This is a genomic window from Pseudomonas subflava (assembly GCF_023823685.1).
Classification (GTDB): Bacteria; Pseudomonadota; Gammaproteobacteria; order Pseudomonadales; family Pseudomonadaceae; genus Aquipseudomonas; species Aquipseudomonas subflava.
The window spans coordinates 555,429-572,622 of record NZ_JAMXBF010000003.1 but is presented as its reverse complement, the minus strand read 5'-3'; the positions used below and the strand labels follow the sequence as shown (position 1 = coordinate 572,622).

Here is a 17,194-nt window from a genome sequence, read left to right as displayed (position 1 = left end):
ATGAGTCTGGCGTGGAGACTGCGCGTCATCCAGTCCCTTGCGGAGAAAATCCATGCCCATCGCCCTGCTGGCTCTCACCCTCAGCGCTTTCGCCATCGGCACGACGGAGTTCGTCATCGTCGGCCTCATCCCCATCATCGCCGCCGACCTCGGCGTCAGCCTGCCCTCGGCGGGCCTGCTGGTCAGCCTCTACGCCCTCGGCGTGGCGGTCGGCGCGCCGCTGCTTACCGCCTTGACCGGCCGTATGCCGCGCAAGGCCCTGTTGCTCGGCCTGATGGTGCTGTTCACCGCCGGCAACCTGCTGGCATGGCTGGCGCCGGGCTACGAGTCGCTGATCGCTGCACGCATCGTCACCGGCCTGGCCCACGGCGTGTTCTTCTCCATCGGCTCGACCATCGCCACCAGCCTGGTGGCCAAGGAGAAGGCGGCCAGCGCCATCGCCATCATGTTCACCGGCCTGACAGTAGCCCTGGTCACCGGCGTGCCGCTGGGCACCTTCATCGGCCAGCACTTCGGCTGGCGCGAAACCTTCCTCGCCGTGTCCGCCCTGGGCGTGATCGCCTTCATCGGCAGCCTGTTGTTCGTGCCGCGCAGCATCCCGCACACGCCGCCGGCTGCCCTGCTCACCCAGCTGGCGGTGCTCAAGCAGCCGCGCCTGCTGCTGGTCTATGCGATGACCGCGCTGGGCTATGGTGGCACTTTCACCGCCTTCACCTTTCTCGCGCCGATCCTGCAGGAGGTCAGCGGTTTCAGTGCTTCCATGGTCGGCCTGGTGCTGCTGGTCTACGGCGTGTCGGTGGCGATCGGCAACATCTGGGGCGGCAAGCTGGCCGACCGGCGTGGCCCGATCGGCGCGCTGAAGCTGATCTTCGCCCTGCTCGCTGCTGTGCTGCTGACGCTGACCTTCACCGCCAGCCACCCCTGGCTGGCGCTGCTCACCGTGCTGCTGTGGGGCGCGGTGGCATTCGGCAACGTGCCCGGCCTGCAGCTCTACGTGGTGCGCCAGGCCGAGCGCCATGCGCCGCAGGCCGTGGACGTCGCCTCCGGCCTGAACATCGCCGCCTTCAACCTCGGCATCGCCGGCGGCGCCTGGCTCGGCGGCCACATCGTCGCCGACCTCGGGCTGATCCACACCGCCTGGATCGGCGCCCTGGTGGTGCTCCTCGCGCTGGGCCTGACCTTCTGGGCCGGGCGCCTGGATCGATGCGATCCTGCTGGCGACGCCGCCCCAACCCGCTCGGCGCTGGTCGCCGCTCACTGATACAGGAGATATCCAGATGCACATCCCCTCCCTCGGCCTCGGCACCTTCCGCCTCAAGGACCAGGTCGCCATCGACTCGGTACGCACCGGCCTTGAGCTCGGCTACCGGCACATCGACACGGCGCAGATTTACGGCAATGAGGCTGCTGTCGGCCAGGCCATCGCCGACAGCGGCGTGCCGCCCGACGAGCTGTTCGTCACCACCAAGATTTGGACGGAGAATCTGGCCGCCGGCCGGCTCGTCCCCAGCCTGCGCGAGAGCCTGGCCAGGCTCGGTCTGGAGCGGGTCGATCTCTGCCTGATCCATTGGCCCTCGCCCGGCGACGCAGTGCCGGTGGCGCAGTACATGGCGCAGCTGCTGGAGGCCAAACGTCAGGGCCTGACCGCCGCCATCGGCGTGTCCAACTTCACCATCGCCCATCTGCGCGAGGCCATCGCCGCGGTCGGCGTCGAGGAGATCGCCACCAACCAGGTGGAGATCCACCCGCTGCTGCAGAACCGCAAGCTGGTGGATTTCGCACGCCAGCAGGGCATCCACCTCACCGCCTACATGCCGCTGGCCTACGGCAAGGTGCTGGCCGAGCCGGTGATCCAGCGCATCGCCGCCGCTTACGGTGCCACTGCGGCCCAGGTGGCCCTGGCCTGGCTACTGCAGCAGGACTTCGCGGTGATCCCGTCCTCGACCAAGCGCGACAACCTGGCCAGCAACCTGGCGGCGAGCCGACTTCGCCTGAGCGCCGACGACCTGGCCGCGATCGCCGGGCTGGACCGCGGCGAGCGCGTCGCCAACCCGGAGTTTGCACCGCGTTGGGACTGATGCCCCGCCCCGGGGGTCATAGTCACAGGCCCTGTGGAGGAGGCGGTTGGATGATCGAGGTTATCGTGGAGATCACCTGCATGCCCGGGCGGCGGCAGGAACTGCTGGAGGCCGTGCTGGCCAACCAGGCGCGGGTGCAGGCGGAGGTCGGTTGTCTCGCCCATCGGCCGTTGCTCGACGTGTCGGCCGGCTTGCCCGATCAGTCCCAGGACGGCGACAGCGTGGTGATACTGGAACAGTGGCAGAGCCTCAAGCATCTGCAGGCGCACCTGGCCGCGCCCCATGGGGTGGAGTTCCAGAGCGCGACTGCTGAGTGGGTACGGCAGGTACGGTTGCGGGTACTCGCCGCGCCGGGCGTGGCGCGATGAGCCTCCCATCCGTGCGGTACTGATGCCGACCGGGGAATCGGAGAGTATCCTGCCGGCTCAGTTCGGCAGGAGCGTGCCATGCAGATTCGCAGCGATTTCGACAGCGGCAACATCGAGGTTATCAACGCCGGCGACCCGGCGCGGGTGCGCCTGGCGATCCGCAAGGACTTCGCCAGCGACCACTTCCAGTGGTTCCACTTCCTCGCCGAGGGGCTGACGGTCGGGCAGACGCATGGCTTCACCCTGGAAAACGCCGGGCAGTCCAGCTACCGGAACGCCTGGAGCGGCTATCAGGCGGTGGCCAGCTACGACGGCCTCGACTGGTTCCGCATCCCCACCCGCTTCGACGAGGGCGGCCTGCACTTCGAGCTGGTGGCCGAGCAGGGCGCCGCCCGCTTCGCCTATTTCGAGCCCTACAGCCGCGCCCGCCATGCCCAGCTGCTGGTCAAGGCGCTGGCGCTGCCCAACGTCGAACTGCTGGCCTGCGGCAGCAGCCTGCAGGGCCGCGAGCTGCCGCTGCTGCATGTGCGCGGCACATCTAGCACGCCGCGCAAAATCTGGCTGATCGCCCAGCAGCATCCCGGCGAGCATATGGCCGAGTGGTTCATGGAGGGCCTGATCGAGCGCCTGTCCCAACAGGACGACGAACTGCAGCGCCTGCTCGCTCAGGCCGACCTGTACCTGGTGCCGCACATGAACCCGGACGGCGCCTTCCTCGGCAACCTGCGCACCAACGCCGCGGGCAAGGACCTCAACCGTGCCTGGCAGGCGCCCTCGGCGAGCGAGAGCCCGGAAGTGCTGTTCGTCCAGCAGCAGATGGCCGGCCAGGGCGTGGACTGCTTCCTCGATATCCACGGCGACGAGGAAATCCCCTACGTGTTCACCGCCGGCTGCGAGGGCAACCCCGGCTTCACCCCGCGCCTCGATGCGCTGGAGCAGGAATTCCGCCAGCGCCTGATGGCCATCGGCGAGTTCCAGGTGGAGCACGGCTACCCGCGCGACGAGCCGGGCCAGGCCAACCTGGCACTGGCCTGCAACTGGGTCGGACAGACCTACGACTGCCTCGCCTATACGGTGGAGATGCCGTTCAAGGACCACGACCTCTCGCCGGACCCGCGCACCGGCTGGAACGGCGCGCGCTCCAAGCGCCTGGCGCGCGACGTGCTGAGCGTGTTGGCGGCGATGGTCGACAAACTGCGCTGAGCGCCGGCGCCATGAAAAAGCCGCCCGAGGGCGGCTTTTTCGTGTAACGCAGCGAACTCAGCGACGGGCGCCGCGCACGCCCTCGGCCAGTTGGGCGCAGAGGTTCAGCACGCCTTCGACGGCCTGCTGCGGGGTGGACGCCTTGGCGATCTGGTCGACCAGCGCCGAACCCACCACTACGCCTTCGGCGCGGCGCGCCACGTCGGCGGCGTGTTCCGGGGTGCGGATGCCGAAGCCGATGCACACCGGCAGGTCGGTGTGGCGGCGCAGGCGGGCATGGGCCTCTTCCACATGCTCCAGGGTGGCGGCACCGGCACCGGTCACGCCGGCCACGGACACGTAGTAGACGAAGCCGGAGCTGCCGTTGAGTACGGTCGGCAGGCGCTTGTCGTCGGTCGTCGGCGTGGTCAGACGGATGAAGTCGATGCCCGCGGCCTGGGCCGGGAAGCACAGGTCGGCGTTATGTTCCGGCGGCAGGTCGACCACGATCAGGCCGTCCACGCCGGCTTCCTTGGCGTCGGCGACGAACTTGTCCACGCCGTAGTAGTGGATGGGGTTGAAGTAGCCCATCAGTACCAGCGGGGTGTTCTGCTCGCCCTGGCGGAATTCGCGGACCATCTGCAGGGTCTTGGCCAGGGTCTGCTTGGCGCCCAGGGCGCGGATGTTGGCCAATTGGATGGACGGGCCGTCGGCCATCGGGTCGGTGAAGGGCATGCCCAGCTCGATCACGTCGGCACCGGCCTGCGGCAGGCCCTTGAGGATCTGCAAGGAAGTCTCATAGTCCGGGTCGCCGCCGGTGACGAAGGTGACCAGGGCGGCGCGGTTCTGTTGTTTCAGCTCGGCGAAGCGCGTCTGCAGGCGGCTCATATGTGTTCTTCCTGTTCGTCGTAGTGGTGCATGACAGTCTGCATGTCCTTGTCGCCACGACCGGACAGGTTGATCACCATCAGGTGGTCCTTGGGCAGCTTCGGCGCGCGCTTGAAGGCTTCCGCCAGGGCGTGGGAGCTCTCCAGGGCCGGGATGATGCCTTCCAGGCGGCAGCACTGGTGGAAGGCGGCCAGGGCCTCGTCATCGGTAATCGAGGTGTACTCGACGCGGCCGATGTCGTGCAGCCAGGCGTGTTCGGGGCCGATGCCCGGGTAGTCGAGGCCGGCGGAGATCGAGTGGGCGTCGATGATCTGGCCGTCGTCGTCCTGCAGCAGGAAGGTGCGGTTGCCGTGCAGCACGCCCGGTACGCCGCCGTTGAGGCTGGCGGCGTGCTTGCCGGTCTCGATGCCGTGGCCGGCGGCTTCCACGCCGACGATCTGCACATCTTTGTCATCGAGGAAGGGGTGGAACAGGCCCATGGCGTTGGAACCGCCGCCGATGCAGGCGACCAGACTGTCGGGCAGACGGCCTTCCTTCTCCTGCAACTGGTCGCGGGTCTCCTTGCCGATCACGGCCTGGAAGTCGCGGACCATGGCCGGGTACGGGTGCGGGCCGGCGACGGTGCCGATCAGGTAGAAGGTGTTGTGCACGTTGGTCACCCAATCGCGCAGCGCCTCGTTCATCGCATCCTTGAGGGTGCCGGTGCCGGCGGTGACCGGGATCACGGTGGCGCCCAGCAGCTTCATGCGGAATACGTTGGCCTGCTGGCGATCGATGTCGGTGGTGCCCATGAAGATCACGCATTCCATGCCGAAGCGCGCGGCCACGGTGGCGGTGGCCACGCCGTGCATGCCGGCGCCGGTCTCGGCGATGATGCGTTTCTTGCCCATGCGTTTGGCCAGCAGGATCTGGCCGATGCAGTTGTTGATCTTGTGCGCGCCGGTGTGATTCAGCTCCTCGCGCTTGAGGTAGATCTTAGCGCCGCCGCAGTGCTCGGTCAGGCGCTCGGCGAAGTACAGCGGGCTCGGCCGGCCGACATAGTCGCGCTGGAAGTAGGCCAGTTCCCTGGCGAATTCCGGGTCGGCCTTGGCCTTCTCGTATTCCGCGGCGAGGTCATGGATCAGCGGCATCAGGGTCTCGGCGACGTACTGCCCGCCGAAGTGGCCGAACAGGCCGGTGGCGTCCGGGCCGGTGCGCAGGGAAGTCATGGTGTTCTCCTGTTCTTGCTGCCCTGATCCGCGAAAGCCGGATCGAGGGAGCGTGAGCGATGGCGCCATTCTAACCCTGGCCGATCCGGGGAAAAGCGATTAGATTGCCCTGACATGTCAGAAAAACTCACGAATCAATGAGCCGAGAACTACCCCCGCTGAATGCTCTGCGCGCCTTCGAGGCCGCTGCCCGCCTGCTCAGCATCAGCCAGGCCGCGGCCGAGCTGCATGTGACACACGGGGCGGTGAGCCGGCAGATTCGTGTGCTGGAGGAACAGCTCGGCGTGGCCTTGTTCGACAAGGACGGCCGCGGCGTGAAACTCACCGATGCCGGCCGCCGCCTGCGCGAGGTCAGCAGCGAGACCTTCGAGCGTCTGCGCGAGGTGTGCACCGAACTGCGCCAGCAGGACCGCGAGCGTCCCTTCGTGCTCGGCTGCCCCGGCAGCCTGCTGGCGCGCTGGTTCATCCCGCGTCTGGATCGCCTGCAGAAGGACCTGCCGGAGCTGCGTTTGCAGCTGTCCACCAGCCAGGGCGAGCTGGACCCGCGCAGCCCGCAGGTCGACGCCACCCTGCTGTTCGCCGAACCGCCGTGGCCGGCGGACATGCAGGTGTTCGAGCTGGGCGTGGAGCGCATCGGCCCGGTGCTCAGCCCGCGCTATGCGCGCAGCGCCGAACTGGCCGGCCAGCCGCCCGCCGCGCTGCTCGGCGAGCCGCTGCTGCACACCGCCTCACGCCCGCAGGCCTGGCCGCAATGGGCCGAGGTCCAGGGCCTGGATGCGCAACGCCTGCAGCACGGCCAGGGCTTCGAGCACCTCTACTACCTGCTGGAAGCCGCCGCCAGCGGCCTCGGCGTGGCCATCGCGCCACAGGCGCTGGTGGCCGACGACCTCGCCGCCGGCCGCCTGATCGCCCCCTGGGGCTTCGTCGAGACGGATGCGCGCCTGGCCCTGTGGGTGCCGAGCCGGCGTGGCGAACGCCGTGCCGAGCGGCTGGCTGACTGGCTGCGCCGGGAGCTGCAGGACGATAACGGGTAGGGATCATAAAGCTGCGATTTCCCGGGCTCGTCCGTCTTTTGTCTGTAGATGCCGCGTTACTGAGGGGATAGCGCAGCCTAACCGCCGGCTGCGAACTTTTGCCGGTCGCAAGTCCATGTTGGGCTTCGGCGCGGCGCCTCAGCCCAACGTACGTGTTGCTCAGAACTTATAGCGCGCGGTCAGGTTATAGCTGCGTGGCTCGCCAAAGAAGTTGCTGCCAATGGGCTCAGAGATGCTGGTGTAGTAGCGCTTATCGAAGATGTTCTTCGCGTTTAGCGTCAGCGCCAGCTGGCTATTCACGTCATAGCCCGCCTCAAGGTCGAACAGGGTGTAGCCGCCCTGTTCGACGCCTTGTGGCGTGAAGATGTCGCTTTGCGAATACACCGAGCCGCCCACGCGCCACTGGTTGAGCACGCCCGGCAGGCGGTAGCTGGTCGACAGCTTGGCCAGGTTGAGCGGCAGGTTCGTGCCATAGCGTTTGCCTTCGATCCCGGTGCCGATGGGGTTGGCGCCGTCTGCTGCGGACTCGCGGACGATGGCGTGGTTATAGGTGTAGCTGGCCGCCACCTGCCAGCTCGGCGTCAGCTCGCCGGTCAGTTCCAGCTCGAAGCCGCGGCTGCGTACTTCACCCGCAGACTCATAGCAAGCGGCGAGGCCGGCCTGGCAACTGGCGGTTGGCAGCTGCTGTGGCAGATTTTCAAGGTCGATCTGGAATATGGCGAGGCTGGCATTCAGACGCCCATCAAAGTATTCGCCTTTGATGCCCAGCTCATAGTTACTGCCTTCCTGGGGGTCGAGCAGCCCACCGCTGGCTGTGGCGTAGTTCTGTGGCGTGAAAATGCGCGTCCAACTGGCATATAGCGAGTAGGTGTCGTTCAGGTCATAGACGAGGCCGGCATAGGGGGTGAACTCGCGCGTCGTCTTGTAGTTAGCCTCGCCATAGGGCCAACCGGCGTCGTATTGAATGGTGTCCATTTCGTACCAGTCGAGGCGGCTGCCGACGATCAGCGACAACTGGTCGGTCAGGCTGAAACGACTGGCCCCGTATACGCCGGTCTGATCGGTTTGCTGGTAGCGATGCCAGGTGCCGAAGGCGCCGATTTCAGGGATGGCCAATGAGTCCGGGTCCCAGGCCAGAGGATTGATCGTGGCGATATCGAAGCTGCCGTTATCGGTCGTTGCAGCCCCAGTATCGTGATGTTCACTACGCCGGTAACTGGTGCCCAGCACCAGCTCGTGGCTGCGCCCCAATAGCTGGAAGGGACCGGACAGATAACCATCGATGCTTTTCTGATCGCGGTCGTAGTTGTAGGCGCCACCGCGCATGGTGAACGAGGGATCACCATTGGCATCCAGCGTGGAGGAATTGAGGAAGGTACCGAGCATGTCCATCTCGCTTTCCACCAGGGAGGCCGCGATGCGCGCCTTCCAGTCGTTGGCGAAGCGGTGCTCCAGTTCGGCGAAGACGGTGGTGCTTTCCTTATCCCAGTAAGACCAGCTCGGGCTCATACGTGTGGAGCGGGAGATCGGCAGGAAGCTGCCGTCAGGGTAGGTGCCCAGGCCGTTCCAGTCGGCGCCAGGGTTGTTGTCCTTGCTCCAGGAGGCGCCGAGGGTCAGGGTGGTGTCTTCGCTGAGGTCGCCTTCGAGGATGCCGTAGAACAGGCTGCGCTGGTTCTCGTAATCGTCGATGAAGGAGTTCTTGTCCTGGTAGGCCAGCACGGTGCGCCCACGCAGGGTGGCGCTGTCGTTCAGTGGCCCGGAAAGATCCAGCTCGTTGCGGTAGTTGTCCCAGCTGCCGGCGGAAGCGGTGGCCGAGCCTTGGAATTCCTTGGTTGGCCGCTTGCGCACGAGATTGATCGAGCCGCCTGGCGTGCCGGCACCTTCCATCAGACCGCTTGCGCCACGCACCACTTCGACCCGGTCGTACATGGACAGCAGCCCGGTAGACAGCGCGGCCTCCTCATACTCCATCGGCAGGCCGTCGATCATCAGGTTGTTGATCTGGAAGCCGCGCGAATTGAAGCGCTCACGTTCGCCACCCCATTTGCTCAGGGTAACGCCGGGGGCGTACTTGATCGCTTCCCCCAGCGTATTGATGTTCTGATCCTCGATACGCTGGCGGGTGATGACACTGACCGATTGCGGGGTCTCGCGTGGCGACAGGTTCATCTTGGTCGCGGCGCTGGTCGAGCCAGTGGTGTAAGAGCCTGTGCCCTCGGTTGTGGCGCCCAGTCCGTTGGCATTGATGTTGGTGGTGCCCAGCTCGACCGCCGCGCCGCTATCCACCGCCTTTTCCAGTACATAGCTGCCGCCGGCATTCAGGGCGCGCAGGCCGCTGCCTTGCAGCAGGCGGACCAGGCCGTCATCCACCGTATGGCTGCCGTTGAGTCCCGGGCTGCGCTTGCCGGCGGTGAGCTGGGCGTCCACCGCGAGGAGGATGCCGGCCTTGCTGGCGAAGCGGTTCAGCGCCTGGTCCAGCGGGCCGGCGGGGATGGCATAGCTGCGGCTCTGTTCGCTGGCAGCATCGGCGGCCTGGGCCAGGGGGGCGGTCATCAGTAGTGGCGCGCCGGCCAGCAGGCCGGTGAACAGGGCGTGGCGAACCGCGAGGCTCAGTCGGGAGCGGGTGGCAGCGGGCAGATACGGCATTCTGATCGATCCTCTTGAGAATGCTTCTGGATTGAGTTCAAGAGGTATCCCGAGCGATGCGGCGAAACCGACAAGCAACTGGTGAAATATTTTCTGGCGGGCTTTCGGCTGGAAGCAGGCGCCTTGTCGGGCGGGAAGGATCGGTTTAGGCGGGCACGACCGTTATCCAGTAGCGCGTCAGGCTGTTCACCCGGATCGGCAGCGACTGCTGCAGGGCAGTGAGCACGCGGTCGGTGTCGGCCAGCGGGAACACGCCGGTCAGTTGCAGCCCGGCTACCGCCGGATCGCAGCGCAGCACGCCGGGGCGGTGGCGTGAAAGTTCGCTGAGGAACTGGCCCAGCGGCATGCGCTCGGCGATCAATCGGCCCTGCTGCCAGGCGCTGCGATTGGCGTCAGCCGCCATCAGCGGGCCGAGCCGCGTGGCGGAGAACCAGCGACTTTGTCCCGCCTGCAGGCGCGTGGGTTGGGCACTGCGCGGGCGCAGCTCCAGCTCGCCGTCGTAGAGCTCGACGCGGCTGCCGTCATCGATCTCGTACACCGAAAAGCGCGTGCCCAGGGCCTGGATCTCGCCGGCGCCGGTCTCGACGATCAGCGGCCGCCCGGCCGGGTCCTTGCCGCTGTCGAGCAGCAACTCGCCGGTCAGCAGGCGCAGGCGACGTTCTCTCGGACCGAACAGGATGTTCACCGCGCTGGCGCTGTTCAGGCTCAGCTGGCTTCCATCGGCCAGGGTGCGCTGCAGGCGTTCGCCGGTGCCGCTGCGCAGGTCGGCCATGGCTTCGCGCCAGGGCAGCTGCGATTGCGCGACATAGCCGCTGCCGCCGGCCATCAGCAGCAGGCCGAGCAGCTTGAGGGTGTGGCGGCGGCGCTGGTCGGGCATGTCGCGCAGCACCGCGCGCGAGGTATCCCCCGGTACGCTGGCCAGGGTCTGCTGCAGCTGCTGCATGCGCTGCCAGGCGCGCTGGTGCTCGGGGTTGGCAGCCTGCCAGGCGGCGAAGCTGCGTTGCTGTTCGCCGAGCAGCTGGCCGTCCCACTGCAGCATCAGCCAGTGGCTGGCTTGCTCGACGATGGCGGGCGCGATGGGGGCGTGGCTGTCGGCTTTCATTCGGCGTATAGCACTTGGTAGCAGGCGGCGATGGCGCGGGTCATGTACTTCTGCACCGAACTGATGCTGACCTGCAGGCGCTCGGCGATCTCGGCGTAACCCAGGCCCTCGAACTGCGCCAGCATGAAAGCCTGGCGCACCTTGCTCGGCATGGCATCGAGCATGGCGTCGATCTGCAGCAGGGTCTCGATGATCATGGCGCGGGTCTCCAGCGACGGCGTTTCCGGTTCCGGCAGCGCGGCGAGGGTGTCGAGGTAAGCCTGTTCGATGCGCTGGCGACGCCACTGGTCGATGATCAGGTTGCGGGCGATCTGCGCCAGGTAGCGGCGACCCTCGCCGAGCTCGGGCATGCGCCGGGTCACCAGCAGGCGCAGGAAGGTGTCCTGGGCTAAATCGGCGGCGCGCTCGCGGTCACCCAGGCGCTTGCGCAGCCAGCCCTGCAGCCAGCCGTGATGATTGCGGTAGAGCGCGTCGAGCTGAACGCCGTCGAGAGCCTCGCTGGACATATCCGCCTCTTACTCTGAATCGAGTGCAAATAAGAATTTATCGCAATTCTAAGGCCGCGGCGTGCGGTTTGGGAATGCTGTGGAAGAAAAGTAGGGTGGATAGCGCGCAGCCAATCCATCGGAGCTAGGTCGTGGCGTCGGGCTGGTGAAAGACGCCCGTGGCGCTCCATCTAATTGCCATGGGCTGCGGCCGTTGGACGGGCCTATTGCCCTAACGCGACAAGGCCCCCGGAATTTCAGCCAGATGTTCGGGCGGCGCCCTAAACGCTGAGAGTGCCACCTGGAAAGGGCCCACAGGTGTGGGCCTTCAGGTGGAAGACAGGACGCGTCTTAGAACTGCGCTCGCACAGAGACAGAGGCGTTCAGTGGTGCGCCATAGGAATAGGAGTAGTTGCTGACGCGGTACTCTTCATCCAGGACATTGTTGACGAGCAGTGACAGCGAAAGCTCCTCGGTCAGCTGGTAATCCGCATTGGCGCCAACCACAAAGTAGCTGTCGATGTCGTAGAGCGGATCGCTCTCGCCTGCCACATGGGTATCGTCTTGCCAGCGCACGCTGGTGCCCAGCGTCAGCTTCGGCACCAGTGCCGGTTGATACGAGGTATACAGCTTGAATAGCTGCTCGGGCTGTGTGGCATCGAGAACGTTGCCATCGTGATCCTCGTTGCGGAAGTAGGTATAACCCGCCTGAACCTGCCAGCGAGGTGTCAACTCTCCCGCCACCTCGAACTCCCATCCCCTGCCCTGGGTATCGCTTTCGGCACGGTAGGCCTGATCGCCGTCCGGGGTCACGTTGATGCCGTCTTCCACCGCGAGGTTGTCGCGTTTCGATTCGAACACGGCGATGCTCGTGTTCAAACGGTCATCAAACCACGCACCTTTCAGCCCGACCTCGTAGGTATCTCCCTCCTCCGGATCGAGCAGACGGCCATCGGCATCCTTCACATCCTGCGGGTTGAAGATCTGCGTATAGCTCGCATAGGCCGAGAGATTCTGGGTGAGATCGAGCACCACACCGGCGTAGGGCGTCAGCTCACTGCTGTACACACGATCATCCCAAACGTAGGCGTCGTGATAGGCCGTCGCACGGTCCTTCGAGTGGGACTTCCAGGTGGTCATGCGTCCGCCCAGGATCACCGAGAGACGGTCGGTAGGGTGTAGCCGAGTGGCGACGAAGGCACCTTGTTGTTCGATCTTCGAATCAAAGGGGTAATCGTCTTCGGAGCCGTCGAGGTCATTCCAGTTGGGCTCGTTGAAATGCAGCCCGCCGTTATTCCAGGTCGCGAAATCCGAGTAGGCGTTACTCAGGAAGGCGGTATCCGCTTGCTGATCGTTGCGATAGAAGTTGAAGCCGGTGACGAGTTCGTGCTCCCGTCCGAACAGCTGGTACTTGCCGTCGAGCTGGGCATCGACAATGTGTGTGTCGTAGCTGTAGTCGAGGCTGAGAACGCGCCCCTCGGCAGGTGAGCCGTCCTCCGGGATGAGCCAGCTGATCATGCCGCGGTGCATCTTGGAATTGAATTTGCCGTAACCGTAGCTGAGCCTGCCCTTCCAGTCTTCGCTGAACTGGTGAGCCAATGTCGTCGTCAGGTAGCTGCGATCACTGTTCAGATCAGTCCAGTCGGGCACGATGCTGGTGGAGTCGTCATGGGGAATGGGCGTTTCCCCGTCGGCGAAATAGAAGAAGGCGCCGTAGTCGGCTGCCCAGGGAGCGCCTTTGCTGTCGGCAGTGCCATGTTCCAGGGTGACGGTCAGCAGCGTGTCCAGGCTGAGGTCTGCCTCTATCACGCCGTAGAAGATGCTGCGCTCATTGCTGTATCTGTCGACCCAGGTATCGCCCTCGTCGTAGGCGCCCACCACGCGTGCGCGCAGCGTTCCGGACTCGTTGAGCGGCCCGCCCACGTCGGCCATGCCGCGATAGTGATCCCAACTTCCGGTGGTGGCCTCCAGGGTGGTCTGCAGCTCGCTTGTCGGCTTCTTGCGCGTCAATGCCATCAAGGCACTGGGTTCACCGGCTCCGGTCATCAGGCCGGTCGAGCCACGTACCACGGTGACGGAGTCGTAGATGGAGGTATCCAGTGCGCCATGCCCGTATTGAGAGGATTCCGACATCGTCTCCCATGGCACGTTGACGCCATCAACCTGATAGCTGTTCACGATGAACCCGCGCGAATACATCCAGGTCCGGCCGCCGATTGGCGTGCCGGTCGAGTTGAAGTGCACGCCGGGTACTTGCTCCGCGACCTCGGCCAGGGAGTTGAGATTCTGTTGCTCCATGCGCTCGCGGGTGATGACCGTGACCGACTGCGGCGTTTCACGCAGTGAAAGGTTAAGCCCGGTCGCAGCGGTCACCGGCCCTGCGGTGGTCAGTGACCCGGTGCCTTCGGTGACGCCCCCCAACCCATTGCCATTGATGGTGGTGGTCCCCAGCTCCAGAGCGCCATCGCCGTCGGCCTTGGGCTGCACGCTGTAGGTACCGCTCTGCGTGCTGCGCAGCTCCAGGCCGCTGCCTTGCAAGGCTTGTTGCAGTGCCTGTTCGGCGGTCATCTCGCCGCTAATCGCCGGGGCTTGCTTGCCCTGTACCAACGCCGGATCGAGGGAAACCACCTGGCCGCTCAGCCGGGCGATGGCGTTGAGCGACTGCGCCAGGCTGGCGGCGGGCAGGTCGAAGCGGATCAGCCGTTGTTCGGCGACAGCCAGAGTGCTGGCGCAGGCCAGCGATAGTGACAGGGCGAGGGTACGGGGCCAGGGTTCGAACACGGGGATCTCCTGCAAAAGTGTGGGGGTCAGGAGATAGGTGTGACGGGCGCGAAAAACCGGACACGAATGCGAAGAATTTTCACTTACCCCGGCGCCCCGGTTCAGTTGGCCGGGCCGACCAGGGTCAGCCAGGGGCCGTAGCGGTCAACACGAATCGGCAGGGTTTCCGCCAGGGCGGTGAGGCTGCGCCGGGTGTCGTCCAGCGGGAAAACACCCTGCACGCGCAGGTCGCGTACCTGTGGGCTGACCCCCAGCAGACCGCGATGGTAGGGGCGCAGGGCGTCGATGACGGTGGCCAGCGGCTCGTCGAGCACGCTCAGGTGGCCGTCCAGCCAGTCGGCGCGGTAACGCTGCTCGCCGGCCAGGCGTTCGATACGATTGCCCTGTAACAGCGCGGCCTGGCCTTCCTGCAGGTCGAGCCGCGCGCCGCTGGGCAGCGAGACCTGCACGGCGTGTTCCAGCACCATCACGTGGGTGCTGGCGGCCTGCTGCTCGACCAGGAAGCGCGTGCCCAGCGCGCGGGCTTCGCCCTGGGCGGTGCGCACGATCAGCGGACGATTGCGATCGGCGGCGACCTGCACCACCAGTGAGCCTTGGCGCAGGGTCAGCAGGCGTCGCTCGGCCGTGAAGTCGACATCGACTGCGCTTCCGGCATTCAGGTTCAGGCGGCTGCCATCGGGCAGCGACAGTTCGCGACGCTCGCTGCCTGTGCTGAGGTCGGCCAGCAGCGTCTGGCCGGGCTGGCTGTGCACGCCCAGCCAAAGGCCGCCGCCAAGCAGGCCGAGGCCGGCCAGGCCGCGCAGTACGTCGCGGCGTTTCAGCTCCGGCTGCACCAGGGGCTCGCGCAGGCTGCTCGGCGCCTTGCGCAGCAGTTCGTAGTGGTTGCCCAGGCCGCGCTGCAGCTGCTCCCAGGCACGGATGTGGGCTGGGTTTTCGTCCAGCCAGACCTGCAGCGCGGCCTGCTGGCGCGCCTGATCGCGGCCGGAGCGCAGGCGCACCAGCCAGGCGATGGCCTGTTCGGCGATGGGGTCGAGTTCGCGGTTCATGGCTGGGCTCCTGTCAGGTAGCACTGGCGCAGGGCCTGGGTCATATAGCGGCCCACGGTGCGTTCGGAGACCTCTAGGCGGCGGCCGATCTCGGCGTAGCCGAGACCATCCAGCTGGCTGAGCAGGAAGGCTTTTTTCACCACCAGCGGCAGGTCGGTCAGGACGCGGTCGATGGCGCTCAGCGCTTCGAGCAGGAGGAATCTGTCTTCCGGCGAGGGCGCCAGCTCTTCCGGCAGCAGCGCCAGGCGCTCCAGGTAGGCCTGCTCCAGACGCCGGCGGCGGTGGCGGTCGAAGACCAGGCGGCGGGCGATGGTCGACAGGTAGGCGCGCGGCTGTTCGATGGTTTCCGGGTCGACCTTGGCGGCGAGCAGCTGGCAGAAGGTCTCAGCCGCAGTGTCCTTGGCGTCGGCACGGTGGCGCACCTGGCGCTGCAGGTATTGCAGCAGCCAGCGGCGGTGTTCGCTGAAGAAGAAGCCGAGTTTGGAGGAGGACACGGGCGGGAGTGGCGCGAATGAGAATTCATCTCATCCTATCGGGCTTGTGCCTCGTTGCGCAATCGCCAGCCGCTGCGTTTGGCCCGCGGCGTCTCCGGCCGGTGCCGTGCGATGCGCTATTCGCGGAGCACAAGGAGCAGCGGCAGGCCGCGTGCGGGCAGCTAATCTGAACTAAATCGGCGTTGGTACGGCCACAACTGCACGTGCATCGACCCCACAAGGAGAGCGTCATGACCGATCACCACACCTACAAGCTGATCGACCTGGTCGGCTCGTCCACGACCAGCATCGAGGACGCGATCAACAATGCCCTGGCCGAATGCGCCAAGTCCGTGCGCAACATGGACTGGTTCGAGGTCGTCGAGACCCGCGGCCACATCGCCGATGGCCGGGTCGCGCACTTCCAGGTCACCCTCAAGGTCGGCTTCCGCATCAGCAACAGCTGACCGCCGCACGGTTTTACCGGCTGCGCTCGGCTAGGCTGCGCCGAGCGGGTCGGGTTGTCCCGCGAGTCCATCAACGAAGGAGCGTTAACCATGAAGCGAATGATGCTGGGCCTGGCCCTGTTCACGTTGGCCGGTTCGGCCCTGGCCGCCGGCAAGCCCTGTGAAGAATTGAAGTCCGAGATCGACGCCAAGCTCAAGGACAAGGGCGTCGCCGCCTACACCCTGGAAGTGGTCGACAAGGGCGCCGCCGGCGACAAGCAGGTAGTCGGCAGCTGCGAGGGCGGCAGCAAGGAAATCGTCTACCAGCGCGGCTGACACGCCGCCGCGCACCGGGCCGGAGTCTCGTGAGGGGCTCCGGCCTTTTCATTTGTGCCGGGCGGCCCCATATCCGAGAAATGACCTCAGGAGGCCTCCCATGAGCAAGCTGTCCAACACCCCTTTCGCCGTGCTCGACCTGGCGCCCATGCGCGACGACGACGTCGGCGCCGGCCCCGCGCTGCAGCGCTCCCTCGACCTCGCCCGCCATGTCGAGCGGCTCGGCTTCTCGCGCATGTGGGTGGCCGAGCACCACAACATGGAGGGCATCGCCAGTGCCGCCACCGCCGTGCTGCTCGGCTACCTGGCGGCGAATACCTCGACCCTGCGCCTGGGCTCGGGCGGGGTGATGTTGCCCAACCACGCGCCGCTGGTGGTGGCCGAGCAGTTCGGCACCCTCGAGGCGCTGTATCCCGGGCGCATCGAGCTCGGTCTCGGCCGCGCCCCGGGCGCAGACCAGGCCACCGCCCGCGCCCTGCGCCGCGACCGCCTGGGCAGCCCGGACGACTTCCCGCAGGACGTCGAGGAGCTGGAGACCCTGCTCGGCCCGCGCCAGCCCGGCCAGACGGTACTGGCCGTGCCCGGCGTCGACAGCGGTGTGCCGATCTGGCTGCTCGGCTCCAGCCTGTTCAGCGCCCAGCTGGCGGCGCAGAAGGGTCTGCCCTACGCCTTCGCCTCGCACTTCGCGCCGCGCTACCTGCACCAGGCGCTGCGCATCTACCGCGAGAACTTCCAGCCCTCGGCGGTGCTGGACAAGCCCTACGCGATGATCGGCGTGCCGCTGATCGCCGCGCCCACGGACGAAGAAGCCGAGTTCCTCGCCACCACCGCCTTCCAGCGCATCCTCGCGCTGATCCGCGGCCAGAGCCTGGTGCTGCGCCCGCCGGTGGAGAGCATGGTCGGCCGCTGGCTGCCCCACGAGCAGCAGGCGGTGGGCGACTTCTTCGGCCTGGCGGTGGTTGGTGGGCCGGAGAAGGTGCGCGCACGCCTGGAGGTGCTGCTGGAGCAGACCGGCGCGGACGAGCTGATCTTCACCTGCGACCTGTATCAGCCCGAGCATCGTCTGCGCAGCTTCGAACTGGTCGCCGGGTTGCGTTGAGGCGAACTTTGCCGGCCTCGCG

Annotated in this window: 16 protein-coding genes; 8 read left to right on the top strand and 8 right to left on the bottom strand. The window is 66.3% G+C overall.

All coding sequences use genetic code 11. The features are described from left to right. Positions 1-52: 52 nt before the first annotated feature. The 4 genes from NF616_RS06070 (at position 53) to NF616_RS06055 (ending at position 3,649) form a co-directional block, all read left to right on the top strand. Positions 53-1,261: an MFS transporter gene (locus NF616_RS06070; protein WP_252272300.1), complete on the top strand. Its 1,209-nt coding sequence runs from the start codon at positions 53-55 to the stop codon at positions 1,259-1,261. Between the two features lie 16 nt (positions 1,262-1,277). Then, the gene (gene dkgB / locus NF616_RS06065; protein WP_252272298.1) at positions 1,278-2,078 is read left to right on the top strand and encodes a 2,5-didehydrogluconate reductase DkgB; all 801 of its coding nucleotides are present in this window, start codon (positions 1,278-1,280) and stop codon (positions 2,076-2,078) included. Positions 2,079-2,128: 50 nt separating this feature from the next. Continuing rightward, positions 2,129-2,446 carry a putative quinol monooxygenase gene (locus NF616_RS06060; RefSeq protein WP_252272296.1) on the top strand — a complete coding sequence of 106 codons (318 nt, stop codon included), beginning with the start codon at positions 2,129-2,131 and terminating at the stop codon, positions 2,444-2,446. A gap of 78 nt (positions 2,447-2,524) precedes the next feature. Then, positions 2,525-3,649 carry a M14 family metallopeptidase gene (locus tag NF616_RS06055; RefSeq protein ID WP_252272295.1) on the top strand — a complete coding sequence of 375 codons (1,125 nt, stop codon included), beginning with the start codon at positions 2,525-2,527 and terminating at the stop codon, positions 3,647-3,649. A 57-nt stretch (positions 3,650-3,706) separates the two neighbouring features. Here the strand turns inward: NF616_RS06055 and trpA are convergent, their stop codons facing one another. Next, a complete protein-coding gene (trpA, locus tag NF616_RS06050) occupies positions 3,707-4,516 on the bottom strand; it encodes a tryptophan synthase subunit alpha (RefSeq protein WP_252272293.1) in 810 nt (269 codons plus the stop codon). Beyond that, a complete protein-coding gene (gene trpB / locus NF616_RS06045) occupies positions 4,513-5,724 on the bottom strand; it encodes a tryptophan synthase subunit beta (protein ID WP_252272291.1) in 1,212 nt (403 codons plus the stop codon). Before trpB ends, trpA begins: the two co-directional genes overlap by 4 nt. Positions 5,725-5,861: 137 nt before the next feature. Between trpB and NF616_RS06040 the strand changes: the two genes are divergently transcribed. Continuing rightward, entirely contained in the window at positions 5,862-6,758 is an 897-nt protein-coding gene (locus NF616_RS06040) for a LysR family transcriptional regulator (protein WP_252272289.1), read from the top strand. Positions 6,759-6,917: 159 nt separating this feature from the next. On the opposite strand, the gene NF616_RS06035 is transcribed toward NF616_RS06040, so the two are convergent. The 6 genes from NF616_RS06035 to NF616_RS06010 all read right to left on the bottom strand — a co-directional run bounded on the left by NF616_RS06035 (position 6,918) and on the right by NF616_RS06010 (position 15,312). Beyond that, entirely contained in the window at positions 6,918-9,404 is a 2,487-nt protein-coding gene (locus NF616_RS06035; RefSeq protein WP_252272287.1) for a TonB-dependent siderophore receptor, read from the bottom strand. A gap of 145 nt (positions 9,405-9,549) precedes the next feature. Beyond that, the gene (locus NF616_RS06030) at positions 9,550-10,506 is read right to left on the bottom strand and encodes a FecR domain-containing protein (protein ID WP_252272285.1); all 957 of its coding nucleotides are present in this window, start codon (positions 10,504-10,506) and stop codon (positions 9,550-9,552) included. Then, complete coding sequence (locus tag NF616_RS06025; RefSeq protein ID WP_252272283.1) at positions 10,503-11,012, bottom strand: sigma-70 family RNA polymerase sigma factor; 510 nt, start codon at positions 11,010-11,012, stop codon at positions 10,503-10,505. Before NF616_RS06025 ends, NF616_RS06030 begins: the two co-directional genes overlap by 4 nt. A 330-nt stretch (positions 11,013-11,342) precedes the next feature. Continuing rightward, positions 11,343-13,772: a TonB-dependent siderophore receptor gene (locus tag NF616_RS06020; RefSeq protein WP_252272281.1), complete on the bottom strand. Its 2,430-nt coding sequence runs from the start codon at positions 13,770-13,772 to the stop codon at positions 11,343-11,345. 101 nt (positions 13,773-13,873) lie between these two features. Continuing rightward, positions 13,874-14,818 carry a FecR family protein gene (locus NF616_RS06015; protein ID WP_252272279.1) on the bottom strand — a complete coding sequence of 315 codons (945 nt, stop codon included), beginning with the start codon at positions 14,816-14,818 and terminating at the stop codon, positions 13,874-13,876. Beyond that, complete coding sequence (locus tag NF616_RS06010) at positions 14,815-15,312, bottom strand: sigma-70 family RNA polymerase sigma factor (protein WP_252272277.1); 498 nt, start codon at positions 15,310-15,312, stop codon at positions 14,815-14,817. The genes NF616_RS06015 and NF616_RS06010 overlap by 4 nt, the downstream gene beginning before the upstream one ends. A gap of 230 nt (positions 15,313-15,542) precedes the next feature. Here NF616_RS06010 and NF616_RS06005 point away from each other — a divergent pair, with 230 nt between their 5' ends. The 3 genes from NF616_RS06005 to NF616_RS05995 all read left to right on the top strand — a co-directional run bounded on the left by NF616_RS06005 (position 15,543) and on the right by NF616_RS05995 (position 17,172). After that, positions 15,543-15,758: a dodecin gene (locus NF616_RS06005; protein ID WP_252272275.1), complete on the top strand. Its 216-nt coding sequence runs from the start codon at positions 15,543-15,545 to the stop codon at positions 15,756-15,758. Positions 15,759-15,848: 90 nt separating this feature from the next. After that, positions 15,849-16,073, top strand: a complete 225-nt coding sequence (locus NF616_RS06000; protein ID WP_252272273.1) for a DUF1161 domain-containing protein — start codon at positions 15,849-15,851, stop codon at positions 16,071-16,073. A gap of 100 nt (positions 16,074-16,173) precedes the next feature. Next, on the top strand, positions 16,174-17,172 hold the full coding sequence (locus NF616_RS05995) for an LLM class flavin-dependent oxidoreductase (protein WP_252272271.1): 999 nt from the start codon (positions 16,174-16,176) through the stop codon (positions 17,170-17,172). Positions 17,173-17,194 lie beyond the last annotated feature (22 nt).